The sequence below is a fragment of the Modestobacter lacusdianchii genome (assembly GCF_054177765.1).
In genome coordinates, this window is the sequence record NZ_JBJJTJ010000025.1 from 39,585 (window position 1) to 64,378 (window position 24,794).

Here is a 24,794-nt window from a genome sequence, read left to right on the forward strand (position 1 = left end):
GCACCCGCGCTTCCGCGCGATCGAGCACTGGGAGTGCGCGGTGACCGTGCACTTCATCGGGGCCGGCCCGGGGGCCGCCGACCTGGTCACCGTGCGGGCGGCGCGGCTGATCGCATCGTCGCCGGTCTGCCTGTACGCCGGCGCGCTGGTGCCGCGCGAGCTGCTGGACACCGCACCCGCCGGGGCCCGGCTGGTCGACACCGCCGACCTGGACCTCGACCAGATCACCGCCGAGCTGGTGGCCGCGCACGAGGCGGGCCTGGACGTCGCCCGGCTGCACTCCGGCGACCCGTCGGTGTACAGCGCGATGGCCGAGCAGATGCGCCGGCTGGACGCGGCCGGGGTGCCCTACGACGTCGTGCCCGGCGTGCCGGCGTTCGCCGCGGCGGCCGCCTCGCTGAAGCGCGAGCTCACCGTGCCGGGGGTGGCGCAGACCGTCGTCCTGACCCGGACCTCGGCACGGTCGACGCCGATGCCACCGGGGGAGACCCTCGCCGCCTACGCGGCGACCGGCGCGACCCTGGTGCTGCACCTGGCCGTGCAGCGGATGGACGTCCTCGCCCCGGAGCTCGCCGCGCACTACGGCGCGGACTGCCCGGTGGCGGTGGTCGCCAAGGCCAGCCGGGACGACGAGCTGGTGCTGCGCGGCACGCTCGCCGACATCGCCCAGCAGGTGGCCGAGGCCGGGGTACGGCGCACGGCGGTGGTGGTCGTGGGCCGGGTGCTGGCCGCCGAGCAGTTCCTGGACAGCCACCTCTACTCCACCACCCGCCCGCGGTGAAGGTCGAAGGACCCCATCGCCCCCCACCGCTCGCAGGCTCGCGGTGGGCCCCTGCGATGGGGCCGTCAGGCGCGGCCGACGATGGTGCCGGCGCGGTCGATCACCACGACGTCGACCTCGACCGGCGCCTCGCGGAGCACGCCCTCCGCCGTCCGGCGGGCGCCGGCGGCGACCAGGTCACCCAGGGGCAGCCCGGCGGCCTGGCACTGGTGCAGCGCGTCGAGCGCGGTGTTCGCCGTCCGGACGCCGTCGACCAGCTCAGCGCCGGCGCCGGCCTCGGCGACCAGGCCGGCCAGCGCGGCGAAGGAGACCTGCGACCGGGCCGAGTGCAGGTCGAGGTGGCCCTCGGCCAGCTTGGCCAGCTTGCCGATGCCGCCGGCCACGGTCAGCCGCGGCACGGGGTGGCGGCGCAGGTACTTGAGCACCGCGCCGGCGAAGTCGCCCATGTCCAGCAGCGCGTCCTCGGGCAGGCCGTGCAGCTCCTGCGCCACCCGCTCGCTGGTCGACCCGGTGCACCCGGCCACGTGCTCCCGCCCGGCGGCGCGGGCCACGTCGATGCCGCGGCGGATCGAGTCGATCCAGGACGAGCACGAGTACGGGACGACGACCCCCGTCGTCCCCAGGATCGACAGCCCGCCGAGGATGCCCAGCCGCGGGTTCCAGGTCTTCCGCGCCAGCTCGGCGCCGTTCTCCACCGACACCTCGACGACGACGTCGCCGGTGCCGCCGTGCTCCCGCGCCACCGCCGCCACGTGCTCGCGGATGAACTGCCGGGGCATCGGGTTGATCGCCGGCTCGCCCACCGCCAGCGGCAGGCCGGGCTTGGTCACCGTGCCCACGCCCTCGCCGGCCCGGAACACCACACCGCTGCCCGGCGCGCCGTGGGTGACCCGGGCGCTCACCAGCGCGCCGTGGGTGACGTCGGGGTCGTCGCCGGCGTCCTTGACGATGCTCGCGCGAGCCTCGCCGTCGGTCAGGTGCTCCGTGGCCAGGGCGAAGGCCGGGTGCTTGTCGCCCGGCAGGTCGATCGACACCGGGTCGGGGAACTCGCCGGTGAGCAGCGCGGTGTAGGCGGCGGTGGTGGCCGCGGTCGCGCAGGCGCCCGTCGTCCAGCCGTGCCGCAGCCCCGCGCTGCCGTCCCTGCTCACGGCACCATCCTCCCTGGTCGTGCCACTCGCCGAGATGCGCCTCGATGCGGTGTCCGGCCGAGTGGTCACCGCAGCCGGCCGTTCCTCGGTGCGGGGGCGGCGTGACCGGTCAGGTGCTGGTGCTCGGCGGGACCGGGGAGGCCCGCCGGCTGGCCGCCGCGCTGGTCGAGCGGGACGTCGGCGTGCTGTCCTCGCTCGCCGGGCGGGTCACCGACCCGGTGCTGCCCGTGGGGGAGGTGCGGATCGGCGGCTTCGGCGGCGTGGACGGGCTGGCCGCCTGGCTGGCCGAGCACCGGCCGCGCGCCGTGGTCGACGCCACCCACCCGTTCGCCGCGCAGATCACCGCATCGGCGGCGACCGCCGCGGCCGGGCACGGCGTCCCGCTGCTGCGGCTGCAGCGGCCGGGCTGGACGCCGCAGCCGGGGGACACATGGCGACATGTCGACTCGTTGGCCGCGGCCGCCGAGGCGGTGGCGGGGTACCGCAGCGTCTTCCTCACCACCGGCCGGCAGGGGGTCGGCGCGTTCGCCGCACTGCCCGGCCGGGTGCTGGTGCGCTCGGTCGACCCGCCGGACGAGCCGCTGCCGGCCGGGGCGACCCTGCTGCTGGACCGCGGCCCGTTCAGCGTCGCCGACGAGCTGGCGCTGATGCGCGAGCACGAGGTGGACGTCGTCGTCACCAAGGACTCCGGCGGGCACCTGACCGAGGCCAAGCTGACCGCCGCCCGCGAGCTGGGCCTGCCGGTGGTGCTGGTGCGCCGGCCTCCGCTGCCGGCGGGGGTGGCGACCGTGGCGACCGTCGAGGAGGCACTGGCCTGGCTGGACGAGCGGCTCAGGCCGCCGGGTGCCGCTGGAACGCCCAGGCGGTGATCCACACCGTGCCGACGGCGAGGACGAGCGACCCGGGCACGTGGGCGGCCATGGCGCCGGCGTCGCCGACCGCGGCCTGCACGAAGCCGGCCACGAACACGGCAGCGGCCACGACCACCGGCCACCGGGCCCCGCCGGCGCGGGCGTGCAGCAGCGTCGCGACCACGAGCAGGGCGCCGACCACGTGCAGGGCGATCGCGCCGGCGCCGTGGGCGTCCATCGCGTCGGCCTCGCTCATCACCTGCCCCGCGGTGGCGAACTGCCAGAGCAGCACGACCACGGACGCCACCGCCGCGGCCCGGACGGCGCGGATCGGTCCCGCCTCGCGAGTGGCGGTGGGCACGGGCTGGGTGCGGGTCATCGCGAGGTCCCTCCGGAGGAGAAGTACTTGAAGGTTCATACAAGCAGGTCCGGTGGCTGACCGGTAGAGGCCGGCCGGCTGCTGCTCCTCGACCTCGACGGCACGCTGGTCGACTCGACCCCCGGCACCTGGGCGTCGATCCGGGTCGCCGTGGTCCGGTACAGAGGAGCGCGGCTCGGTTCTGTCGGACCCCGGGTGCACAGTGGGGGACGACGCGAGGAGGTGGCCGGCGGTGATCGGTGGAGCACGGGCAGCCGACCTGGACCTGGTCGACGTGGAGAGCGCCCTGCTGCGCGCTGCGGTCGGCGACTACGCGGCCGAGGCGGCCGTGCTGCTGCTGGCCAACTCCGGGTCGTGGCTGTCCCGGCTGCAGGTCGCCGGGCTGATCGACATCGCCCTGGACGAGGACGCCGCCGACGGTGGTCCGTGGGCGGCGGTGCTGTGGGGCGAGCTGGACCACGCGCTGCGCACCGGGGCGATCGCCGGAACGGGTGGTGAGCTGCGCCTGCTGCGGGCCGCGGCCAGCCTCGCCGACGGGCAGCCGGTCGACCTCGCCGACCTGACGGCGGGGGTCGACCGGGCCGAGCTCACCCTGCTGCTGGCCGCCGTGGCCCATGCGGCCGGCAGTCACGAGCAGGCCGATGACACCCGGGCTCCCGACGGCCTGGCGCACGAGGGTGCTCTCCTCGGCCCGGTGGTGGCCTGGCCGGTCCGCGACTGAGAGCCGCCTCGGCGCGCCCGGCGGGAGTCTGGACAACAACTAGTAACTGAGTGCATAGTCGGGCGCATGGCGCTCGGGCACGTCCTCCTCGGCCTGCTCGCGCAGGGCGAGCGGCACGGCTACGACCTCAAGCGGCAGTACGACGCCCGCTTCCCGATGGCCAAGCCGATCGCGGCTGCGCAGGTCTACGCGACGCTCGAGCGACTGCTCCGCGACGGACTCGTCGCCATGGGTGAGACCGAGCGGGCCGGCGGCCCGGACCGGACGGCGTACGGCATGACCGCGGCCGGCCGGCAGGAGCTGGACGAGTGGCTGGCCCAGGTCGAGCCGCCGAGCCCCTTCGTGTCCAACCCGCTGGCGGTCAAGGTGACCCTCGCTCTCCTCGTCGCCGGGGACGAGGCCGCGGCCGGTTACCTGCACCGCCAGCGCGCGGCCCACCTGGCCCGGATGCGCGAGTACACCCGCATCACCACCCACCCCGAGACGTCCCTGGCCGGCGTCCTGGCGGCCGACTACGCCCTCAACCACCTCGACGCCGACCTGCGGTGGATCGACACCGCGCTGGCCCGCGTCGCCACCCTCGCCGAGGAGCTCGAGCCATGACGTCCACCCCGCACGACAGCGGCACCGACGAGGACCTGCTGGTCGCCGGTCGCGCGCTGGTCCGCTCCTACGGGCACTCCCCGGCGCTGCGCGGGATCAGCGTGGGCACCCGGCGCGGGGAGGTGCTGGCGATCACCGGCCCGTCCGGATCGGGCAAGTCCACCCTGCTGCTGTGCCTGGCCGGCATCCTCCGCCCGGACGCCGGCGAGGTCTGGTTCGCCGGCCGCCGGATCGACACCGACAGCGAGGCCGAGCGCTCCCGGCTGCGCCGCACCCGGTTCGGCGTGCTGTTCCAGTACGGGCAGCTGGTGCCCGAGCTGACGGCCGCGGAGAACGTGGCGATGCCGCTGCTGCTGGCCGGGGTCAAGCGGCGTCCGGCGCTCACCGCCGCCGGCACCTGGCTCGACCGCTTCGGGGTCGCCGACCTGGCCACGCACCGGCCGACCGAGATGTCCGGCGGCCAGGCGCAGCGGGTCGCGATGGCCCGCGCGCTGGTGACCGAGCCGGAGGTGCTCTTCGCCGACGAGCCGACCGGCGCGCTGGACACCCTCGCCGGGGAGCAGGTGCTCACCCAGCTGGTCCGGGTGACCCGGCAGGCCGGCACCACCGTCCTGATGGTCACCCACGACGCGAAGGTCGCCGCGTACGCCGACCGCGAGATCGTCATCCGGGACGGCATGGCCGACGACGGCGCCCCCACCTCCGCGCTGCGCGGCGCCCTCGGCCGGGCCGGCGCCCGGTGACCACCGTGGAGCGCAGCCAGGCGGACACCCGGACGATGCGCCGGTCGACCCTGCTGTGGCTGGCCACCGTCGGCGGGCGGGCCGACCGCACCCGGATCACGCTGACCGCGGTCGGCGCCGCCGCCGGCGTGGTGGCGCTGCTCGCGGCCGCCACCGTGGCGAGCATCGGCCCGGACGACGGGCCCTACACCAGCGAGCTGCTCAACGAGCCCGGGCTGCACGTCGGCGTGGTCATCGCCCTGGTGCTGCTGTGCGTGCCGGTGCTGGCGTTCACCGGCCAGTGCGCCCGGATCGGCGCACCGGCCCGGGACCGGCGGCTGGCCGCGCTCCGGCTCACCGGCGCGACCCCGGCGGACGTCGCCCGGGTGGCCGCCACCGAGACCGGCGTGGCCGCGACGCTGGGCGCCGTCCTGGGGCTCGCCGTGTACCTGGCCGGCCGGGTCCTGCTGGACGACCCGGTGACGGCCGCCTACGGACGGCGCACCGAGCTCACGCCTGGCAGCTACCTGCTGGAGGAGGTCACCGGTCCGGTGCTCCGGCTGCCGACCGACGTCCTGCCGCCGGCCTGGCTGATCGCCCTGCTCGTCGCCGCGGTGCCGGCTGCCGCCACGGCCTTCGCCCTGGCCGCGCTGCGGCGGGTGACGACGACGCCGTTCGGGGTCGTGCGCCGCCAGCAGGTGCGGCCGGTGCAGGTGGTCCCCGCCGTGCTGTTCACCACCGGCGCCCTGGGCATGGCGCTGTTCGCCGTCCTGACCCGGGTCACCGGGCTGGACCGGGCCAGTCCCGAGGTGATCGCCGTCGTCGTCCTGGTGCTGTTCCTCGCCACCGGCGCCGGCCTGGTGGCGGGCACCGCGGGGATGTCGGCGCGAACAGGGGAGCTCCTGGCCCGGCGCACCGGACGCCCGGCGCTGCTGATCGCCGCCCGGCGGCTGGTCGCCGCGCCGTTCGCCGCGAGCCGGAGCAACGCCGCGCTGCTGCTCGTCGTCCTGCTCGCCGCGGCCATCCAGGGCTTCCGCGCGCACACGCTGCTGTCCCAGCGGCAGAGCGGCAACGAGTTCTACGCCCGCGCGCTGGACACGGTCGACCTCGCCCTGGTCGTCGCCGGCGTCATCGCCGCGGCCGGCCTGCTGGTCGGCACCATCGAGGGCGTGCTCAGCCGGCGGCGGGCGGCAGCCGCGCTCACCGCCGCGGGGGTGCCCCGCGGTGTGCTCGGCCGGGCACTGCTGCTGGAGGTGCTGGTGCCGATCGTCCCGGCGACGCTGCTGGCCGCCGCCGCCGGCATCCTGGCCGCCCGCGGGGTGCTGGGCACCACCGTCCGGGAGGTCGTCTACTCGACGACCGGCACGGAGCTCCGGGTGACCGAGCTGCCCGTGCCGGTGCCCTGGACGGCGCTGGCGGTCATCGTCGGTGGGACGACGCTCGCGACCGCGGCCCTCACGCTGGTCGCGCTGCCGATCCTGCGCCGCAGCGCCGACCCGGGTGAGCTGCGCACCGCCTGAGGCTGCCCCCGGGTCCGCCCCGACCGGTGAGGGCGGACCCGGGAACCCACCGACCGGTCAGTCGGTGCCGGCCACCTGGTGCCGGAACCGGTCGCGGCGGGTGTGCAGGTCCCAGAGCAGGTCGGCCAGCACGGCCGGGTCCTTGTCCGGGCTGCCCGGCTCGATCTTGCCCGGGATGACGAGCTGCGAGACCTGGATGCCCTCCTCACCCAGCACCTCGTGCAGCAGCTGGGCGTAGGCGGCCTGCCCGGCGAACGCCACCGACGTCCCGGTGACGTTGCGACCAGGGGTCACGGCGGAGCCGCCGTTGACGAACAGGATCGTGCCCCGGTTCGCACCCAGGAAGCGCATGCCCGGCAGCACCTGGTGCACCGCGGCGACCGGGCCGTAGACCGAGAACTCCACCGGGCCGACGAGGTCGGCCGGGGTGGTCTCCAGCACCGGGCGCATGAAGTCCTTCTGCGGCAGTGGGCTGTACTGCAGCACCTCGATCGGCCCGAGGGTCTCGGTCGCCTGCTCCAGCGCCCGGGCCAGTGAGCCCGGGTCGCGGACGTCGGCGGCGAACCCGCGCGCCTGCACGCCGTCGGCGGCCAGCTCCTCGGCCAGCGCGTCCAGCTTCGACTGGGAGCGGGAGAGCAACGCCACGGCGAAGCCCTCCGCCCCGAACCTGCGGGCCACTGCCGCACCGAGCCCGCGCCCGGCGCCGATGATCGCGATCGTCGTCATGCCAGGTGCAAGGCGGCCGGGCACCGATCTGTTTCGGGCACCGGCGGCGGACCGTGACGAGGACGGACGGGTAACCGGGCCGTTCCCGGGCTACCCACGGGCAGTGACGAGCCGAGCCACGCTCCCCGATGCGCTGCAACTGCTGCGGGACCAGGTCGCCGCTGCGCCGCTGGGCCTGGACACGGTCGGCCGGGACGCCGCCGCACGCACCGCGCACGCCGTCGTCGACCAGGTCGACGACTACCTGCTGCCCCGCCTCCGAGACCTCGACGCCCCGCTGCTCACCGTCGTCGGCGGCTCCACCGGCGCGGGCAAGTCGACGCTGGTCAACAGCGTGCTGCAGGCCCGGGTGACCACGCCCGGCGTGCTGCGCCCGACCACCCGGTCGCCGGTGCTGGTCTGCGCGCCGGCCGACCGGGCCGCCTTCGCCGGTGACCGGGTGCTGCCGGGGCTGACCCGCACCACCGGTGGCGAGGCCGGTCCGGGTGGGCTGCAGCTGGTCACCCACGAGGGCCTGCCGCCGGGTCTGGCGCTGATCGACGCCCCGGACGTCGACTCGGTGGTGGAGGCCAACCGCGACCTGGCCGGTCAGCTGCTCGCCGCCGCCGACCTGTGGGTGTTCGTGACCACCGCGGCCCGCTACGCCGACGCCGTCCCCTGGGACCTGCTGCGCACGGCGCAGGAGCGGGGCACCGCGCTGGCCGTCGTCCTGGACCGGGTGCCGCCGGAGGCGGTGCGCGAGGTCGCCGACGACCTGGCCGGGATGCTGCAGCGGGCGCAGCTGGCCGGTGCCCGGCTGTTCGTGATCGAGGAGCGCCCGCTGGTCGACGGCTTCCTGCCCGAGGACCAGGTCGCCCCGCTCCGCGACTGGCTGCACGGGCTGGCGGCGGACGCCGAGCAGCGGGCCGCCGTCGTCCGGCAGACGCTGGCCGGGGCGCTGGAGAGCCTGGGCGACCGGGTCGAGGTGGTCGTCGCCGGCGTGGAGGAGCAGGCGGTCGCCGCCGAGGCGCTCGATGCCGCGGCCGACGCCGCCTACGCCCGGGCGCGGGCCGCGGTCGACGAGGCGGTCGGCAACGGCAGCCTGCTGCGCGGGGAGGTGCTCTCCCGCTGGCAGGAGTTCGTCGGCACCGGCGAGTGGATGCGCAGCCTGCAGGGCCAGGTCGGCCGGATCCGCGACCGGGTGACCGCCGCGTTCACCGGCCGCGCGACCCCGGCCGCCGATCTGACCGGGGCGCTGGAGTCCGGCGTCGAGCTGCTGCTGCGCGCCGAGGCCGACCGGGCGGCGGAGACGACGGTGACCAGCTGGCGCACGCTGCCCGGCGGCATCTCCCTGCTCGACGGCCGCGAGATCGAGCTGGACGGCGTCTCGCCCTCCTTCGCCGGCGCCTCGGCCGACGAGGTGCGCGCCTGGCAGGGCCACGTGCTGGACCTGGTGCGCAGCGAGGGGGCGGGCAAGCGGTCCCGGGCCCGGCTGCTCTCCTGGGGCGTGAACGGGGCGGGGGCGGTCGTGATGGTCGCCGTCTTCGCGTCCACCGCGGGGCTGTCGGGGGCGGAGGTGGTGGTCGCCGGCGGCACGACCGCGATCGGCCAGCGGGTGCTGGAGGCGGTGTTCGGGGACGCCGCGGTGCGGGAGCTGGCCGCGCGGGCCCGGGCCGATCTCGACGCCCGCGCCGCGCGGCTGCTGCGCACCGAGCAGGACCGGTTCGACGCGCTGCTCGACGACGCCGCCCCGCAGCCGGGTGCGGCTGCCGAGCTGCGCGCCGCGCTCGCCGCGCTGGCCGACGCCCGGCGGGCTGCCGCGTGAGGCGCCGGGAGCTCTCCCTGACCGATCGGCTGACCGCGCTGCGCGAGGCCGTCGAGGTCGCCGAGGGCCGGCTCGAGGTGCCCGAGGTGGGCAGCGCCCGCGCACTGCTGGCCAAGGCCGGCGCCCGCGAGGCGCTGGGCGACGCCACCGTCGTCGCGCTGGCCGGGGCGACCGGGAGCGGGAAGTCCACGCTGTTCAACGCGCTGTCCGGCGCGGAGGTGAGCACGCCTGGCGTCCGCCGGCCGACCACCGGCGTCGCGCACGCCAGCGTCTGGGGCCCGGACGGTGCGGACCGGCTGCTCGACTGGCTGCAGGTGCCCCGACGCCACCGGGTCGAGCGCGCCGACCCGGCGCTGGACGGGCTGGTGCTGCTGGACCTGCCCGACCACGACAGCATCCGGCTGGAGAACCGGCTGGAGGTCGACCGGCTGGTCGAGCTGGTCGACGTGCTGGTCTGGGTGCTCGACCCGCAGAAGTACGCCGACGCCGCCGTCCACTCCCGCTACCTGGCGCCGCTGGCCGGGCACGCCGGGGTGCTGGTCGTCGTGCTCAACCAGGTCGACCGGCTCGACGAAGCCGCCGCCCGGGCCTGCCTGGCCGACCTGCGTGGGCTGCTGGACCGGGAGGGGCTGGCCGCGACCCCGATCGTGCCCACCGCCGCGCGCACCGGCGCCGGGCTGCCGGAGCTGCGCACCGAGCTGGCCCGCCGGGTCTCGGCACGCCGGGCCGCCACCGACCGGCTGGCCGCCGACGCCCGGGGCGCGGCGCAGGCGCTGTCGGCCCACTGCGCACCGGCCGCCGGGGACGACCGCAGCCGTGACCCCGCCGAGCGAGCGGGGCTCACCGCTGCCCTGGCCGATGCCGCCGGCGTGCCCGCGGTGGTCACCGCCGTGGAGCGCTCGGCCCGCCGCCGCGGCAACCAGCACACCGGCTGGCCCGTGCTGCGCTGGACGTCGAAGCTCAGGGCCGACCCGCTGAGCCGGTTGCACCTGGGCAGCGAGGCCGCGCGCAGCTCCCTCCCGCAGGCCGGGGCCGTGCAGCAGGCGGCGCTGGGTGCGGCGCTGCGCCGGGCCCGGGACGCTGCCGGGGCCGGCCTGCCGCAGGCCTGGCGCGACGAGCTCCGCCGCACCGCGGAGTTCTCCGAGGAGCGGCTGGCCGACCAGCTCGACCGCGCCGTCACCGGAGCCGACCTCGGCCCGGACCGCACCCCCCTGTGGCAGCGCGCCGTCGGCGGGCTCCAGTGGGTGCTGGCGCTGGTCGCGCTGGCCGGGGCGCTGTGGCTGCTCGGTCTGGTCGGGCTGGGCCTGCTCCAGCTGGACGACGTCGTGCCGCTGCCCCGGGTCGAGGGCATCCCGCTGCCCACGCTGCTGCTGGTCGGCGGCCTGCTCGCGGGCCTGCTGCTGGCGCTGGTCGCCCGGCCGCTGGTGCGCGCCGGCGCCCGGCGGCGGGCTCGACAGGTGCGGCGGCGGCTGCTGGACCGGGTGGGGGAGGTGGCCGAGGTCGAGGTGGTCGAGCCGCTCGGGGAGGCCCGCGCCGACCACGCCCGCTTCTGCGCCGCGGTGACCCGCGCGGGGAGCTGAGCCGATCGCGGCAGGGTGGAGCCGCCTGCGCACGCGGCTCGACCCTGCCGCCGGCGGGTCAACCCGCGGCAGCCGGGACGGACGGCTCGGTGGCCGGCTCGGGAGCCGGGCGGCGGGCGTGCAGGGCCAGTCCGGCGACCGCCAGCAGCGCCAGCACGATCACGGCCACGCCGTAGACCTGCGCGGTCCGCTCCAGCCCGACGTGCCCGGCGGTGACGCCGGCGGCGATCGCCGGCACGCTGAAGGCCAGGTAGCTGGCGGTGAACACCGCCGACAGCAGCGCGGCCCGCTGGCCGGGGGCGACCCCCTGGGTGACGGTGGCCATCGCGCCGAGGAACGCCGCCCCGAAGCCGAAGCCGGAGACCACGGCGGCGACGAAGAACAGCGGCAGCGAGCCGGTGGTCAGCGCGGTCACGGTGCCGGCCACCCCGCCGGCGAAGACCAGGGCGCCGACGACCATCGACCGGGCCGGCGCCACGGTGCGCAGGGACAGGGAGCCGACCAGGCCGGTCCCGTTCAGCGCCAGGATCACCAGGCTGCCGACCACGTGGTCCTGGACGTCGAAGACGCCCGACACCAGCGACGGGCCGAGCGAGGCGTACAGCCCGCCGAGTGCCCAGGTGGCGACCAGGCAGGGCAGGACGACGAGGAACGCGCGGCGCTGCGAGGCGGGCACCTGCACGCTGGGCCGCAGCGACCGCACAGCGCCGGGCAGGCGGGGGGAGGACTCCGGCAGGAACACCCACACCCCGGCCGCAGCGGCCAGGCACAGCACGGTGAGCGCGCCGAAGACCCAGTCGGTCGGCGCGGGGAGGAACTCCACGGCCAGCCCGGCGCTCACCGCACCGACCGAGAGCCCGACCGCGGGGGACGCCGAGTTGACCAGGGCGCCCAGCGGCCGGTCGGGGCGCTGCAGGTCCAGCAGCGCCGCACCGAACGCGCCGGTCAGCGCCCCGGTGGCCAGCCCCTGGACGATGCGGGCCAGCAGCAGCCACTCGACCCCGTCGGCGGTCAGGAACAGCACCATGGAGACGGCCTCGAGCAGCAGCGCGGCGGCGAGCACCGGGCGGCGCCCCACGTGGTCCGACAGCGCCCCGACCACGAGCAGCGACAGCAGCAGGGCGAAGGCGTAGACGCCGAAGACCACGGTGATCAGCCCGGACCCGAAGCCGAACTCCGCCGCGTAGACCCGGTACAGCGGCGAGGGCACCCCGGACGCGGCGAGCATCAGGGTCAGCAGGACGGCGACCGTCCAGAACGCGGCGGGGCGGGCGAGCTCGCGGCGGGGCACGCACCGATGCAAGCACCAACGAGCTGGTCGTGTTCCGGGGGCGGCCATGTCGGCGAACACGGCCGCCGCCCCGGAGCCGTCAGCCCGGGTAGCGGCGGGAGGTGAACACCTGACCGGACGGCGTCACCCGGGTCTGGGTGGAGCCCACCATCACCAGGCAGCGCATGTCGACCGTCTCCGGGTCGAACTCGCCGAGGGTGGTCACGGTCAGCGTCTCCTGTGGCCCGCCGACGTCCCGGCCGACCACGACGACGGTCTCCGGCGGCTTCACGTCCAGCAGCACCTTCGTCGCCTCGCCCAGCTGGTGCGGCCGGGCCTTCGACCGCGGGTTGTAGAGGGCGATCACCAGGTCAGCGGTGGCCACGGCGCGCAGCCGGTCCAGGACGACGTCCCAGGGCTTGAGGACGTCGGACAGCGAGATCACCGCGAAGTCGTGGCCGAGCGGGGCGCCCACCTTCGAGGCCACCGCCTGGGCGGCGGTGAGCCCGGGCAGCACCCGCACCTCGACGTCCGGGAAGCCCTCGGCCGCCACCTCCAGCACGGCAGCGGCCATGGCGAAGACGCCCGGGTCACCGCTGGAGACGACCGCCACCCGGCGTCCGGACCGCGCGAGCTCGAGGGCGTGCGCGGCACGTTCGGCCTCCACCCGGTTGTCGCTGGGGTGCCGGGTCTGCCGCGGGTTGGCCGGCACCCGGTCCAGGTAGGGGCCGTAGCCGATCAGGTCGTCGGCTCCGGCCAGCGCCTCGGCGGTCTCCGGCGTCGTCCAGGCGCGCTTGCCCGGGCCCAGCCCGACGACGACGACCTCGCCGGTGCGGGGCAGGGTGTCCTCGGTGCGCTCGGGGTCGTTGCCCGGGCCGGTGAGCTGGCTGGGCAGCAGGGCCAGGGAGAAGTACGGCACGGTCTCCGGGTCGACCTCGGCCAGCGGCGCCACCCGCTGCCGGTCGGTGGTGGCGCGCTCGACGTACACCGCCCGGTCGAGCACCCCGGCGGCGTCGAACGCCTCGCGCACGCGTGCGAACGTGCGGCCGAGCTTCATCACCGCGGCCGAGTCGGTCGTGGCCAGCCACTCGGCGAGCTCGTCGGCGGGCAGGGTGCCGGGCAGCACGGTGAGCACCTCGTCCCGCTCCACCAGCGGACGGCCGAGCACCGCGGCGGCGCCGCTGACGCTGGTCACGCCGGGCACCACCTCGGTCGGGTACCGGTGGGCCAGCCGCTTGTGCATGTGCATGTACGAGCCGTAGAAGAACGGGTCGCCCTCGGCCAGCACCACGACGTCCCGGCCGGCGTCCAGGTGCGCGGCCAGCCGTGCGGCGGCCGACTCGTAGAACTCGTCGATCGCGCCCTGGTACCCGCCGGGGTGGTCGGTGGTCTCGGTGGTGACCGGGTAGACCAGCAGCTCCTCGACCTGGCCCTCGCGCAGGTACGGCGCGGCCAGCCCGCGGGCGACCGAGCGGCCGTGCTGGGCGGCGTGGAAGGCCACGACGTCCGCCGCGCCGATCAGCCGGGCGGCCTTCACCGTCACCAGCTCCGGGTCGCCGGGCCCCAGGCCGACCCCGTACAGCCGCCCCGTCCCCGCCGAGGGGCCGAAGTCGCGACTTCGGCCGCTCATTCCGCGGTGCTCGCGATCGCGTTGACCGCGGCGGCGGTGATCGCGCTGCCGCCCCGGCGGCCGCGGACGACGAGGAACTCCAGGTCCGAGGCGGTGAGCGCCTCCTTGGACTCCACCGCCCCGATGAAGCCCACCGGGATGCCGATCACCGCGGCCGGGCGGGGCGCGCCGTCGCGGACCATCTCCAGCAGGTGGAACAGCGCGGTCGGGGCGTTGCCGATCGCGACGACGGCGCCGTCGAGCCGGTCGCCCCACAGGTGCATGGCGGCCGCGGTGCGGGTGGTGCCCATCTCCCGGGCCAGGTCGGGGGTGCGCGGGTCGTTGAGCGTGCAGACGACCTCGTTGAACGCCGGCAGCCGCTTGCGGGTGACGCCGGAGGCGACCATCTGGGCGTCGCACAGCACCGGGGCGCCGGACTCCAGCGCCTTGCGCCCGGCCCGGACGACGTCGGGGGAGAACGCCACGTCGGACACCAGGTCGACCTGCCCGCAGGCGTGGATCATCCGCACCGCCACCTGCGCGACGTCCTCGGGCAGGCCGGAGAGGTCGGCCTCGGCGCGGATGGTGGCGAAGGACTGCCGGTAGATCTCGGCGCCGTCGTGCTCGTAGTCGTACATCAGTCCTTCTCGATCCGGATGTCGTAGCCGGACGGCGTCGCGACGACGTCGACGACCCCGCCCTGTGGTCGGCCGCAGCGGCGTTCGCAGCCGGCCCAGTGCTGTCGGGCGCCGCCGGCCGGCAGCGCCCGGGAGGCGACGGCGGCCGCGGCGTCGGCGCGCACGTCGGCCAGCGACTTCGCGCACCCCGGTCGGCCGGCGCAGCTGGTCACCTGCAGCCAGGGGCTCGCCTCGTCGAACACGATCCCGGTGCGGAAGAGGTCGACGGCGGCGTCGTCCACCGCGTCCTCGGCCAGGTCGGGGACGACGACGCTGCGCCACGGGGTCAGCTGCACCTCCGCGGCGAGCCGGGCGAGCAGCTCGGCCTGGTCGGCGGAGACCCGCCCGAGCGGGACGACGCCGATCAGCGCCGTCCGCCCGTCGACCTGCGTCGCCGCCCCGACCGGCCCGACCGCCGACGCCGCCGGCACGGCCACGGGGCGGCGGTGTTCGCCGACGCGGCCGGGGAGTCGGGCGGCGACGCGGGCCGGGCCGTCGGTCAGCTCGGCCAGCCGCCAGGCGGTCGAGGTCTGGGCGGTGCGCTCGGCGAGGAAGGCGCGGGCGGCGTCCAGCGCGAGGGGCACCGCGTCGTCCGGGGTGCTGCGCAGGCCGGAGTCGACCCCACCGAGCAGCAGGGCCACGGTGGTGGGGGAGAGGGCCAGCAGGCCGACGTCCCCGCCGAGGCCGGCGACGTCGCCGCGGCCGTCGTCGAAGGTGGCCAGGAAGCGGCCGGGCAGGTCGGCCAGCGCCGGGTCGGCGCGCAGCCCGGCGTCGAAGGCGACCACCCACGGCCGGACGTCGACGTGCCCGTCACCGGTGAGGCCCGACAGGGTGCTGGCCAGCACGTTGCGCACCCGCTCGTGGGTGGCGCTGGGCAGCAGCCCGGCGGCGGCGAGCCGGTCGCCCAGCGCGGCCTCGGCGCCGTCGGGCAGGCCCCGCAGCTGCAGGTTGCCGCGGCTGGTCAGCTCCAGGTGCCCGTCGCCGAGCTCCCGGGCGGCCGCGGCGAGCACCTGCAGCTGGTCGGCGGTCAGCACCCCGCCGGGGACGCGCACCCGCGCCAGGCCACCGTCGGCAGCGGCGTGGGTCTGCAGCGCACCGGGGCAGGCGTCGGCGCGCTCGCGCGGGGGCACGGTGGCGGGGGAGGACGACATGGCGTCCGCGAGGCTACTTCCCGTCGGCCACCGTGCCCCGCGCCCGCCGTCAGCGGCTGGTCGCCTGGTCGAACGACATCCACACGGCGCGACGGTCACCGCGGGTGCGCACCCGGGCCATGGCCGTCACCCGGCGCTGCTGGTCCTCGGTGGCCCGGTGCTCGATCACCGCGAGCTCGGCCTCGCGCATCGCCCGCTCGGCGGCCTGCTCGGCCGGCGTCTCGGGCAGCTGCTGGCCGGTCTCGTCGTCGTCCGGGGTGGCGTCTGCGGCGGCCCGGTACGGGCTGTCGGGAGGCAGGTTGCCGCTGACCCGGCCGTAGGCGCCCAGTGTGAGCAGCACCAGGCCGGCGACGACGGAGAAGACCACGTTGGCCATCGAGAACGCCAGGACGTTCAGGTCGCTCTCCAGCACCGCCAGGTTCGCCAGCGCGGAGACCAGGAAGAGGGTGCCGACGACCAGCATGGTGGTCGAGGCGACCCGGGAGCTGCGCAGCGCGGCCACGACCAGGACGGCGGCGGTCACCAGGGAGATGGTGGACAGCAGGCCGTTGGAGGAGAGGCCGGCGATCCGCTCGCCGTCGGTGGAGAAGTAGGCCAGGCCGTCGACGAGGCCGAGGACGCCGAAGACGGCGATGACCGCGGCGACGACCAGTGCGCCCAGCCGGTGGACGGCGGGCACCCGGCCCTTCTCGGCGGGGTCGGTGGTGGAACCGGGCAGGTGCAGGGAGTGGCTCATCTCGGAACTCCGGGGGAGGAGTCGGGTACCGGGCCGGGGCGGCTTCCGGCGCGCTCGCCGTACCCGGCCGGTCACCCGCCACTCGATTGTGTGCGTCCTTTCTAGTTCCGTTGCGTGTTCGAACGAACACGCGCTGTCGACGGCGTGGACGGCGGGAAGGTCTGCGATCGGTGCGCTGTTGGCGCGCGGTGGAAGGAGCACGAGATGACCCAGTACGAGACCGACCTCCACTCCGAGTTCCAGCGCGCCGACCTGTTCCTCGCCATGGGGCAGCCCGCCGAGGCCGCCCGCGTCCTCGAGGGCGTGCTCGCCGCCGAGCCGGACGACCAGGCGACGATGGAGCTGCTCGCCCGCAGCTACTTCGCCTCCGCGCAGCTGGGCCGCGCCGAGCAGACGCTGACCCGCCTGGTCGAGCTCGCCCCGGCCAACGGGTGGGCCCGCCGTGCCCTGGCCCGCACGCTGGAGCGGCAGAGCCGCGCCGACGACGCCGCCGTCCACCACCGGCTGGCCGACGCACTCGGCGTCGCCTGACACCGCCGTCCCGACCACGGGGGCGCGCCCTGGCCCCGGGGCGCGCCCCCGTGGCACGTCAGGAGCCGGTGGTGCCCCGCTCCGCGAACGGGAGCACCTCGCCCTCGGCCAGCCGCCTGCGGTAGCCGAACAGCTCCCGCTTCACCACCCCGGCCATGATGTAGAGCCCGATGATGTTCGCCAGCGACATCGCGAAGATCATGCTGTCGGAGAAGCCGATCACCGCGTCCAGCGTCGACGAGGCGCCGATGACCACGAAGACGCAGAAGACGACCTTCCACGTGCGGTCGACGAGCATCGACTCACCGAACAGGTAGGTCGCCGCCTTCAGCCCGTAGTAGCTCCAGGCCAGCATCGTCGAGTAGGCGAACAGGATCACCGCGACGGCCAGCACGTAGGGGAACCAGGAGGCGACGGTCTCGAAGGCCGCCGACGTCGTCTGGACGCCGGGTGCGCTCGAGTCGTCGGCCCAGGTGCCGGTGATCACGATGGCCAGCGCCGTCATGGTGCAGATGACGACGGTGTCGACGAAGGGCTCCAGGACGGCGACGTGCCCCTCGGTCGCCGGCTCCTGGGTCTTCACCGCGGAGTGGGCGATCGCCGCGGAGCCCAGCCCGGCCTCGTTGCTGAACGCCGCCCGGCGGAATCCCTGGATGAGCACGCCGACGATGCCGCCGAAGCCGGCCTCGGGGCTGAACGCCTGGGTGACGATGTCGGCCAGCGCCCCGGGCACCTCGGAGAGGTTGGCGACCAGCACGGCCAGGCAGGCGACCACGTAGAAGACCGCCATGAACGGGACGATCTTGTCGGTGACCCGGGCGATGCTGCGGATGCCGCCGATGATGACCGCGCCGACCAGCAGGGCGAGCACCAGACCGAAGACGGCGCCGGCCGCTCCGAAGCCGAGGAGGCCGTCCTCGCCGCCGGTGACCGACCGGGCCTGGCTGAACGCCTGGTTGGACTGGAACATGTTGCCGCCGCCGACCGCCCCGCCGAGGGTGAACAGGCAGAAGGCGATGGCCAGCACCTTGCCGAGGGTGCCCATGCCCTTCTCGGCCAGCCCCTTGCTCAGGTAGTACATCGGGCCGCCGGAGACCCGGCCGTCGGGGTAGACGTTGCGGTACTTGACGCCGAGGGTGCACTCCACGCCCTTGGTGCACATGCCGACCAGCCCGGCGACGACCATCCACAGCGTGGCGCCCGGCCCGCCGAGGGAGATGGCCACGGCGACCCCGGCGATGTTCCCCAGGCCCACGGTGCCCGACACGGCGGTGGCCAACGCCTGGAAGTGGGTGACCTCCCCGGCGTCCCTGGGGTCGTTGTAGTCGCCCTTGACCAGCTTGATCGCGTGGCCGAAGGCGCGGAACTGGAAGCCGCGCAGGTAGACGGTGAAGAAGATCCCCGCCACCACCAGCCAGACCACGATCAACGGCAGCTCGACGCCCTCGTCGATGAAGTCCAGCGGGACGGCGAAGAAGACGATCGAGGTGATGACGTCGGAGATCGGCGCGAAGACGTCGTCGACCCGCTCGTCGAACGAGGCGGCCAGGACGTTCACGGACGAGGTCATCACGGCACCACCAGGACGGGGACGGGGGAGAGCTGGACGAGGCTGCTGGGGGTGGAGCCGAAGAGCAGGGTGCGGACCCGGCTCTGACCGATGCGGCCGACGATGATCCAGACCGCGTCGTGCTCGCGGGCCAGGGAGACGAGCGTCTCGGCGGGGTGGCCGTGCCGCACGACGCCCTCCAGCTCGAGGTCGCTGCTGGCCGCGAGCCGGGCGAGCGCCGGGTCGAGCACCCGCTCACGCGCCGCCCTCGCCTCGCGTTCCTTCTCGATCGACCGCCGTTCGTTCTCCTCGGCGCTGGTGAACGCGTACGGCGACCAGGGGACGACGCAGGCCAGCACGAGCCGCAGGTGGTGGTGCCGGGCGGCGTCGGCCGCGGCGTCCGCGGCCCGCCCGCTCGCCTCGCTGCCGTCGAGCCCGACGATGATCGAAGCGGACATCGGGTGACCCCCAGCTGTCGCGGACGTTGCCGGAAAGCTAGTGGCTGCCTGCGGGTGCCTGCACCCTGGAGGCTGAGCGTCACCGGACTGACACCTGCCGGTGCGTCGTCGGCGCCGACCGCAGGGCGTACGTAGCGTGGTGGGCCCCGCAGCCGCCGATCCGGGCGGCTGCCGGTCACGAGGAGCTCGATGAACCGCCGCACCGTCCGACGCACGCTGGTCGCCGTCCCGTTGTCGATCGCCCTCTCCCTCCCGCTGGCCGCCTGCGGCAGCGACGAGCCGGGCGGCTCGGCCGTGGCTGCCGAGGTGTCCGAGGACCTGGGGGTGCAGCCCGAGGTGCCGCCGACGGACGAGCCGGCTCCCGAGGAGCTGGTCACCGACGACGTCGTCGTCGGCGACGGGGCCGAGGCCGTCGAGGGGACGACGGTCGCGGTGAAGTACGTGGGCGCCTTCTACGAGACCGGCGAGGAGTTCGACTCCTCGTGGAGCCGCGGGGAGGACGAGACGCTGCCGGTGACCCTGGGTGCCGGTCAGGTCGTCCCGGGCTTCGAGCAGGGGATCACCGGCATGCAGGTGGGCGGCCGGCGGGTGGTCACCATCCCCAGCGACCTGGGTTACGGCCCGAGCGGCTACGGACCGATCCCCGGGGACGCCACGCTGGTCTTCGTGATCGACCTGGTCGAGGTCAGCGCCTGACGGTGCGCCGGAGGTGACCGGCCGACCCGACCCGCCGCCCGATCGGGCGCAGCGGTGGTCACGCGTCCTGCTCGCTGCCTACCTGCTGGCCGGGGCGTGGCTGACCCTGCGCCCCTCGCCGATGGGGCGGGTGCAGTAGCCGGTGACCCGGGCGGTGCACGACGTCACCGACTGGTCCTGGCAGGTCAGTGCCCGGGTGGCCGAGCGGGGCGGCAACGTGCTGCTGTTCGTCCCGCTCGGCCTGCTGCTGTGCTGGGCGCTGCCGCGGCTGCGCCGCCGGGCCGTCTGGCTGCTGTGCGTGGCGGCCTCGGTGGGCATCGAGGTGACGCAGTTCCTCTTCCTGCCGGCCCGGTACCCCTCGGTCGTCGACGTCGTCACCAACAGCACGGGCGCGGCGATCGGCGTCGGGCTGCACTGGCTGCTCACCCGCCGGCGCAGCAGCCACCCCGGCTGAGCCGACCGGCAGGACCGGCCACCCGGTGCGATGGTCGCCGCATGTGCTTCTCCGCCACCGCCGACTTCGTGGCCGCCGGGGGGGATCGGCGCGGTGGCGGTGGCCACCGCGACACAGGTCCGCACCGTCCGCGACGTCCCGTTCGCCGCCCTCCCGGGGCTCTTCGCCCTGCACCAGCTCGCCGAGGGCTTCGTGTGGCTCAGCCTGGACGGGCGCGTCGGCGCCGGGGTGGGGGACGTGGCGGCCTTCCTCTACGTGCTCTACGCCTTCGGGATCCTGCCGGTCCTGGTGCCGGCCGCGCTGCTGCTGATCGAGCCACCGGGCCGGCGGCGGTGGCACATGGTGCCGTTCGTGGTCATCGGCGCGATCACCTCGGTCTACCTGTTCTGGGCCAGCGTGGCCAACCCCGTCGACTACGAGCAGGTGCACCACTCGATCGCCTACCACGCCCATGCACCGCTGCTCGGCGTCGCGGCCGTCGGGTACGTGCTGGCCACCGTGGGTGCGGCCGTGCTGGCCGGCTACCGCTCGATCGTCGTGTTCGGGGTGGCCAACGGGATCGGGATCGTGGTCACGCTGATCGTGCTGGCCGCCGCCTTCGCCTCGCTGTGGTGCCTGTGGGCGGCGCTGACCAGCGTGCTGGTCCTGGTCTTCTTCGTGCGGCGCAACCGCGCCGAGGGCAGCCGGGTGCGGTGGCTGCAGTCCACGTCGCCGGCCGAGGTCGGGCGGGCCACCGAGGACGCGGCCGTCCGCTGAACGGAACGACGGGCCGGGCCGGGCGATCGGGTGGCAGGCCACGTGCCCGCCCGAGGTCGCCTCCTGACGGTCCGTGTCCGATGGGCCGACCCGGCCCCGGGCGAGCGGGGCGGCCGGACCCGAGGCCGGTGGATCTCGGTCCCGTGACGACGTCGCGCGGAGGTCGGCCGGGACCCGGGGCAGGGCGCAGGACGTCTGTGCGGTGGTCCGGGCGGGGGTGTCGAGCGGTAGCGTTCGCGGCAACCACGGCAGTGCAGGAGGGAAGCCGGTGCAAGACCGGCGCGGTCCCGCCACTGTGAGCCCGCCAGGGCGAGCCAGACACCTCGGCTGCCGTGCCCGACGACCCGGGGCGCGGACCCCGAGGGAGGCACTGCCTTGAGCTCACGCACCTTCACCCTGCTCTCCACCTCCGACACCGACCTGCTCTCGGCCCGGTCGAGCTCGGCCGAGTGGCGGCTGGGCAACCCGGCCCGGCTGGGCGCGGAGGGCATGGTGGCGCTCGCGGCCGGCAGCGACCTGGTCGTGGTCCGGATCCTCGGCGTGCGGCGGCAGTACGAGGAGATGCTCGCCCCGCTGCTCGCCGGTCCGGCGCCGGTCGTCGTCCTCGGCGGGGAGAACGTGCCCGACGCCGAGCTGATGGAGCTCTCCACCGTGCCGATGGGCGTGGCCGCCGAGGCGCACGGCTACCTGGCGCAGGGCGGCCCGGACAACCTCGAGCAGCTGCACCGCTTCCTGGGCGACACCGTGCTGCTGGAGGGCGAGGGCTTCGAGGCGCCGTCGGTCGCACCGGAGTGGGGCGTGCTGGAGCGGGAGTCGCGGGGGAGCGGCCCGGTCGTCGCCGTCCTCTACTACCGGGCGCACCACCTGTCCGGGAACACCGGGTTCGTCGACGCGCTGTGCCGCGCGATCGAGGACGCCGGGGGCCGCGCGCTGCCGGTGTTCACCGCCTCGCTGCGCACCGTCGAGCCGGGCCTGGTCGAGCTGCTGCGCACCGCCGACGCGCTGGTGGTCACCGTGCTCGCCGCCGGCGGATCGAAGCCGGCCACCGCGCAGGCCGGCGGGGACGACGGTGCCTGGGACGTCGGTGAGCTGGCTGAGCTCGACGTCCCGGTGGTGCAGGGGCTGTGCCTGACGTCCAGCCGCGCCGACTGGGCCGCCAACGACGACGGGCTCTCCCCGCTCGACGTCGGCAACCAGGTCGCCATCCCGGAGTTCGACGGCCGGCTGATCAGCGTGCCGTTCTCCTTCAAGGAGGTCGACGACGACGGGCTGACCTCCTACGTCGCCGACCCCGAGCGAGCCGCCCGGGTCGCCGGCACTGCGGTGGCGCACGCCCGGCTGCGGCACACGCCGCCCGCCGAGCGCCGGATCGTGGTGATGCTCAGCGCCTACCCGACCAAGCACGCCCGGATCGGCAACGCGGTCGGCCTGGACACCCCGGCGTCCGTCGTCCGGCTGCTGGCCGCGATGCACGGCCAGGGCTACGACATCGGCCCGTTCGACGGCGAGGGCGCGCTGCCCGGCGTCGCGGAGCTGGACGGCGACGCGCTGGTGCACGCGCTGATCGCCGCCGGCGGCCAGGACGAGAACTGGCTCACCGAGGAGCAGCTGAGCGGCAACCCGGTGCGGATCTCCGCCGCCGAGTACCGCCGTCACTTCGACACCCTGCCCGCCGAGCTGCGCGAGGCGATGGTCGAGCACTGGGGCGAGGCGCCGGGGTCGCTGTTCGTCGACGACGACTCCATCGTCTTCGCCGCGCTGCGCGCCGGGAACGTCGTGGTGATGGTGCAGCCGCCGCGCGGCTTCGGGGAGAACCCGATCGCGATCTACCACGACCCGGACCTGCCGCCCTCGCACCACTACCTGGCCGCCTACTGGTGGCTGCGCAGCGTCTTCGGGGCGCACGCGATGGTGCACGTGGGCAAGCACGGCAACCTGGAGTGGCTGCCCGGCAAGACCGTCGGGATGTCCGCCGGCTGCGGCACCGACGCGGCGATCGGCGACCTGCCGCTGGTCTACCCGTTCCTGGTCAACGACCCGGGTGAGGGCACCCAGGCCAAGCGCCGGGCGCACGCCACCCTGGTCGACCACATGGTGCCGCCGATGGCCCGCGCCGACTCCTACGGCGACATCGCCCGGCTGGAGCAGCTGCTCGACGAGCACGCCAACATCGCCGCGATGGACCCGGCGAAGCTCCCTGCCGTCCGGCAGCAGATCTGGACGCTGCTGCAGGCCGCGAAGCTCGACCACGACCTGGGGCTCAACGAGCGGCCCGAGGACGACCACTTCGACGAGATGATCCTGCACGTCGACGGCTGGCTCTGTGAGATCAAGGACTCGCAGATCCGCGACGGGCTGCACGTGCTGGGCACCCCGCCGTCCGGGCAGGACCGCATCGACCTGGTGCTGGCGATGCTGCGCGCCCGGCAGATCTGGGGCGGCGCGGTGGCGCTGCCGGGGCTGCGGCAGGCGCTCGGCCTCACCGAGGACGGGACGGCGGGGCTGCGCGAGACCGACCGGGTCGAGGCGCTCGCCGAGGCGCTGGTCGCCGGCATGGAGGCCGCAGGATGGGCAGCGACGGCCATTCCCGACGTCGTGCGCGACGTGCTCGGGCGGGAGGACGACGAGGTCGCGGCCGTGCTGCGGTTCGCCGCCGAGGAGGTGGTGCCCCGGCTGGAGCGCACCACCGACGAGCTGGACATGACCCTGCACGCCCTGGACGGCGGCTACGTGCCGGCCGGGCCCTCGGGCTCCCCGCTGCGCGGCCTGGTCAACGTGCTGCCGACCGGGCGCAACTTCTACTCCGTCGACCCCCGCGCGATCCCCTCCCGGCTGGCCTGGGAGACGGGGTCGGCGATGGCCGAGTCGCTGGTCGAGCGCTACCGCGCCGACCACGACGGGCAGTTCCCGCCCTCGGTCGGCCTCTCGGTGTGGGGCACCTCGGCCATGCGCACCGCCGGGGACGACGTGGCCGAGGTGCTCGCGCTGCTCGGCGTCCGCCCGGTCTGGGACGACGCCTCGCGGCGGGTCACCGCGCTGGAGCCGATCGACCTCGACGAGCTGGGCCGGCCGCGGATCGACGTCACGGTGCGGATCTCCGGGTTCTTCCGGGACGCCTTCCCGCACGTGGTGACCATGCTGGACGACGCGGTCACCCTGGTGGCGGGGTTGTCCGAGACGCCTGAGCAGAACTTCGTGAGAGCGCACGTGGACGCCGACGAGGCGACCCACGGCGACCGTCGCCGGGCCACCACCCGGGTGTTCGGCTCCAAGCCGGGCGCCTACGGGGCCGGGCTGCTGTCGCTGATCGACTCCCGCGACTGGCGCGGCGACGCCGACCTGGCCGAGGTCTACGCGGTGTGGGGTGGCTACGCCTACGGCCGCGACCTCGACGGCGTGCAGGCCCGCCCGGACATGGAGGCGGCCTACAAGCGGATCGCGGTGGCGGCCAAGAACATCGACACCCGCGAGCACGACATCGCCGACTCCGACGACTACTTCCAGTACCACGGCGGCATGGTCGCCACGGTGCGCGCGCTGACCGGCTCCTCCCCGGAGGCCTACATCGGCGACTCCACCCGGCCCGAGCAGGTCAGGACCCGGTCGCTGGTCGAGGAGACCTCCCGGGTGTTCCGCGCCCGGGTGGTCAACCCGAAGTGGCTGGCCGCGATGCGTCGGCACGGCTACAAGGGCGCCTTCGAGCTGGCCGCCACCGTCGACTACCTGTTCGGCTACGACGCCACCACCGGTGTGGTCGCCGACTGGATGTACGAGAAGCTCGCCCAGACCTACGTGCTCGACCCGGAGAACCGGGAGTTCATGGAGCAGTCGAACCCCTGGGCGCTGCACGGCATCGCCGAGCGGCTGCTGGAGGCCGTCGACCGCAAGATGTGGGCCGAGCCGGACCCGGCGCTGCTGGCCGAGCTGCAGCAGGCCTACCTGGACACCGAGGGCGACCTCGAAGGTGGCGAGACCCCCGCCCAGGCCCAGGCCTGACGCCCCAGGGGCCGCAGTCGCGACTTCGGCCCCTGGCGAGGTCCCCCCCCGCGCCTGACACCGGAGGCAGGCGCTG

24 protein-coding genes and 1 riboswitch are annotated in these 24,794 nt (G+C 75.4%); of the genes, 14 read left to right on the plus strand and 10 right to left on the minus strand.

Going from position 1 to position 24,794, the window contains the following annotated elements; translation table 11 throughout:
• Positions 1-40 precede the first annotated feature (40 nt).
• Positions 41-781, plus strand: a complete 741-nt coding sequence (cobM, locus tag ACJTNH_RS16300) for a precorrin-4 C(11)-methyltransferase (protein WP_458177488.1) — start codon at positions 41-43, stop codon at positions 779-781.
• Between the two features lie 65 nt (positions 782-846).
• On the opposite strand, the gene ACJTNH_RS16305 is transcribed toward cobM, so the two are convergent.
• Positions 847-1,929 (minus strand): cobalt-precorrin-5B (C(1))-methyltransferase, encoded by a 1,083-nt coding sequence (locus ACJTNH_RS16305; protein WP_458177490.1) that lies wholly within the window; start codon positions 1,927-1,929, stop codon positions 847-849.
• 101 nt (positions 1,930-2,030) lie between these two features.
• Here ACJTNH_RS16305 and ACJTNH_RS16310 point away from each other — a divergent pair, with 101 nt between their 5' ends.
• Positions 2,031-2,798 carry a cobalt-precorrin-6A reductase gene (locus tag ACJTNH_RS16310; protein ID WP_458177492.1) on the plus strand — a complete coding sequence of 256 codons (768 nt, stop codon included), beginning with the start codon at positions 2,031-2,033 and terminating at the stop codon, positions 2,796-2,798.
• On the opposite strand, the gene ACJTNH_RS16315 is transcribed toward ACJTNH_RS16310, so the two are convergent.
• Entirely contained in the window at positions 2,761-3,159 is a 399-nt protein-coding gene (locus ACJTNH_RS16315; RefSeq protein ID WP_458177494.1) for a hypothetical protein, read from the minus strand. The genes ACJTNH_RS16310 and ACJTNH_RS16315 overlap by 38 nt on opposite strands.
• Before the next feature lie 232 nt (positions 3,160-3,391).
• Here ACJTNH_RS16315 and ACJTNH_RS16320 point away from each other — a divergent pair, with 232 nt between their 5' ends.
• The 4 genes from ACJTNH_RS16320 to ACJTNH_RS16335 all read left to right on the plus strand — a co-directional run bounded on the left by ACJTNH_RS16320 (position 3,392) and on the right by ACJTNH_RS16335 (position 6,725).
• Positions 3,392-3,880 carry a hypothetical protein gene (locus ACJTNH_RS16320; RefSeq protein WP_458177496.1) on the plus strand — a complete coding sequence of 163 codons (489 nt, stop codon included), beginning with the start codon at positions 3,392-3,394 and terminating at the stop codon, positions 3,878-3,880.
• A gap of 66 nt (positions 3,881-3,946) precedes the next feature.
• Positions 3,947-4,483 carry a PadR family transcriptional regulator gene (locus ACJTNH_RS16325; RefSeq protein WP_458177498.1) on the plus strand — a complete coding sequence of 179 codons (537 nt, stop codon included), beginning with the start codon at positions 3,947-3,949 and terminating at the stop codon, positions 4,481-4,483.
• A complete protein-coding gene (locus ACJTNH_RS16330) occupies positions 4,480-5,226 on the plus strand; it encodes an ABC transporter ATP-binding protein (RefSeq protein ID WP_458177500.1) in 747 nt (248 codons plus the stop codon). Before ACJTNH_RS16325 ends, ACJTNH_RS16330 begins: the two co-directional genes overlap by 4 nt.
• Before the next feature lie 5 nt (positions 5,227-5,231).
• Entirely contained in the window at positions 5,232-6,725 is a 1,494-nt protein-coding gene (locus ACJTNH_RS16335) for a hypothetical protein (protein ID WP_458177502.1), read from the plus strand.
• A 57-nt stretch (positions 6,726-6,782) separates the two neighbouring features.
• Here the strand turns inward: ACJTNH_RS16335 and ACJTNH_RS16340 are convergent, their stop codons facing one another.
• Complete coding sequence (locus tag ACJTNH_RS16340) at positions 6,783-7,451, minus strand: SDR family NAD(P)-dependent oxidoreductase (RefSeq protein ID WP_458177504.1); 669 nt, start codon at positions 7,449-7,451, stop codon at positions 6,783-6,785.
• 103 nt (positions 7,452-7,554) lie between these two features.
• Between ACJTNH_RS16340 and ACJTNH_RS16345 the strand changes: the two genes are divergently transcribed.
• Both ACJTNH_RS16345 and ACJTNH_RS16350 read left to right on the plus strand, forming a co-directional pair.
• Positions 7,555-9,255 (plus strand): ABC transporter, encoded by a 1,701-nt coding sequence (locus tag ACJTNH_RS16345; RefSeq protein ID WP_458177506.1) that lies wholly within the window; start codon positions 7,555-7,557, stop codon positions 9,253-9,255.
• Positions 9,252-10,835, plus strand: a complete 1,584-nt coding sequence (locus ACJTNH_RS16350) for a GTPase (RefSeq protein ID WP_458177508.1) — start codon at positions 9,252-9,254, stop codon at positions 10,833-10,835. The genes ACJTNH_RS16345 and ACJTNH_RS16350 overlap by 4 nt, the downstream gene beginning before the upstream one ends.
• A 58-nt stretch (positions 10,836-10,893) precedes the next feature.
• Here the strand turns inward: ACJTNH_RS16350 and ACJTNH_RS16355 are convergent, their stop codons facing one another.
• The 5 genes from ACJTNH_RS16355 to ACJTNH_RS16375 all read right to left on the minus strand — a co-directional run bounded on the left by ACJTNH_RS16355 (position 10,894) and on the right by ACJTNH_RS16375 (position 16,278).
• Positions 10,894-12,126, minus strand: coding sequence for an MFS transporter (locus tag ACJTNH_RS16355; RefSeq protein ID WP_458177510.1), 1,233 nt, complete (start codon positions 12,124-12,126; stop codon positions 10,894-10,896).
• A gap of 79 nt (positions 12,127-12,205) precedes the next feature.
• Positions 12,206-13,735: a precorrin-2 C(20)-methyltransferase gene (locus ACJTNH_RS16360; protein WP_458177512.1), complete on the minus strand. Its 1,530-nt coding sequence runs from the start codon at positions 13,733-13,735 to the stop codon at positions 12,206-12,208.
• Positions 13,732-14,352: a precorrin-8X methylmutase gene (locus tag ACJTNH_RS16365; RefSeq protein ID WP_458177514.1), complete on the minus strand. Its 621-nt coding sequence runs from the start codon at positions 14,350-14,352 to the stop codon at positions 13,732-13,734. Before ACJTNH_RS16365 ends, ACJTNH_RS16360 begins: the two co-directional genes overlap by 4 nt.
• The gene (gene cobG / locus ACJTNH_RS16370) at positions 14,352-15,542 is read right to left on the minus strand and encodes a precorrin-3B synthase (RefSeq protein WP_458177516.1); all 1,191 of its coding nucleotides are present in this window, start codon (positions 15,540-15,542) and stop codon (positions 14,352-14,354) included. Before cobG ends, ACJTNH_RS16365 begins: the two co-directional genes overlap by 1 nt.
• A 49-nt stretch (positions 15,543-15,591) precedes the next feature.
• Complete coding sequence (locus ACJTNH_RS16375) at positions 15,592-16,278, minus strand: DUF4383 domain-containing protein (RefSeq protein WP_458177518.1); 687 nt, start codon at positions 16,276-16,278, stop codon at positions 15,592-15,594.
• A gap of 204 nt (positions 16,279-16,482) precedes the next feature.
• Between ACJTNH_RS16375 and ACJTNH_RS16380 the strand changes: the two genes are divergently transcribed.
• Positions 16,483-16,809, plus strand: coding sequence for a tetratricopeptide repeat protein (locus ACJTNH_RS16380; protein ID WP_458177520.1), 327 nt, complete (start codon positions 16,483-16,485; stop codon positions 16,807-16,809).
• A gap of 58 nt (positions 16,810-16,867) precedes the next feature.
• Here ACJTNH_RS16380 and ACJTNH_RS16385 read toward each other — a convergent pair whose 3' ends face one another.
• Positions 16,868-18,379 carry an alanine/glycine:cation symporter family protein gene (locus tag ACJTNH_RS16385; protein WP_458177521.1) on the minus strand — a complete coding sequence of 504 codons (1,512 nt, stop codon included), beginning with the start codon at positions 18,377-18,379 and terminating at the stop codon, positions 16,868-16,870.
• On the minus strand, positions 18,379-18,816 hold the full coding sequence (locus ACJTNH_RS16390) for a universal stress protein (protein WP_458177523.1): 438 nt from the start codon (positions 18,814-18,816) through the stop codon (positions 18,379-18,381). The genes ACJTNH_RS16385 and ACJTNH_RS16390 overlap by 1 nt, the downstream gene beginning before the upstream one ends.
• 189 nt (positions 18,817-19,005) lie before the next feature.
• On the opposite strand from ACJTNH_RS16390, the gene ACJTNH_RS16395 reads away from it, so the two are divergent.
• The 5 genes from ACJTNH_RS16395 (at position 19,006) to cobN (ending at position 24,718) form a co-directional block, all read left to right on the plus strand.
• On the plus strand, positions 19,006-19,512 hold the full coding sequence (locus ACJTNH_RS16395; protein WP_458177525.1) for an FKBP-type peptidyl-prolyl cis-trans isomerase: 507 nt from the start codon (positions 19,006-19,008) through the stop codon (positions 19,510-19,512).
• A gap of 13 nt (positions 19,513-19,525) precedes the next feature.
• Positions 19,526-19,651, plus strand: coding sequence for a hypothetical protein (locus tag ACJTNH_RS16400; RefSeq protein ID WP_458177526.1), 126 nt, complete (start codon positions 19,526-19,528; stop codon positions 19,649-19,651).
• A 3-nt stretch (positions 19,652-19,654) separates the two neighbouring features.
• Positions 19,655-19,966, plus strand: coding sequence for a VanZ family protein (locus ACJTNH_RS16405; protein WP_458177528.1), 312 nt, complete (start codon positions 19,655-19,657; stop codon positions 19,964-19,966).
• A gap of 30 nt (positions 19,967-19,996) precedes the next feature.
• A complete protein-coding gene (locus tag ACJTNH_RS16410) occupies positions 19,997-20,722 on the plus strand; it encodes a DUF6629 family protein (RefSeq protein WP_458177530.1) in 726 nt (241 codons plus the stop codon).
• Positions 20,723-20,980: 258 nt separating this feature from the next.
• Positions 20,981-21,046, plus strand: a riboswitch (cobalamin riboswitch).
• 51 nt (positions 21,047-21,097) lie between these two features.
• Complete coding sequence (gene cobN / locus ACJTNH_RS16415; protein WP_458177532.1) at positions 21,098-24,718, plus strand: cobaltochelatase subunit CobN; 3,621 nt, start codon at positions 21,098-21,100, stop codon at positions 24,716-24,718.
• Positions 24,719-24,794 lie beyond the last annotated feature (76 nt).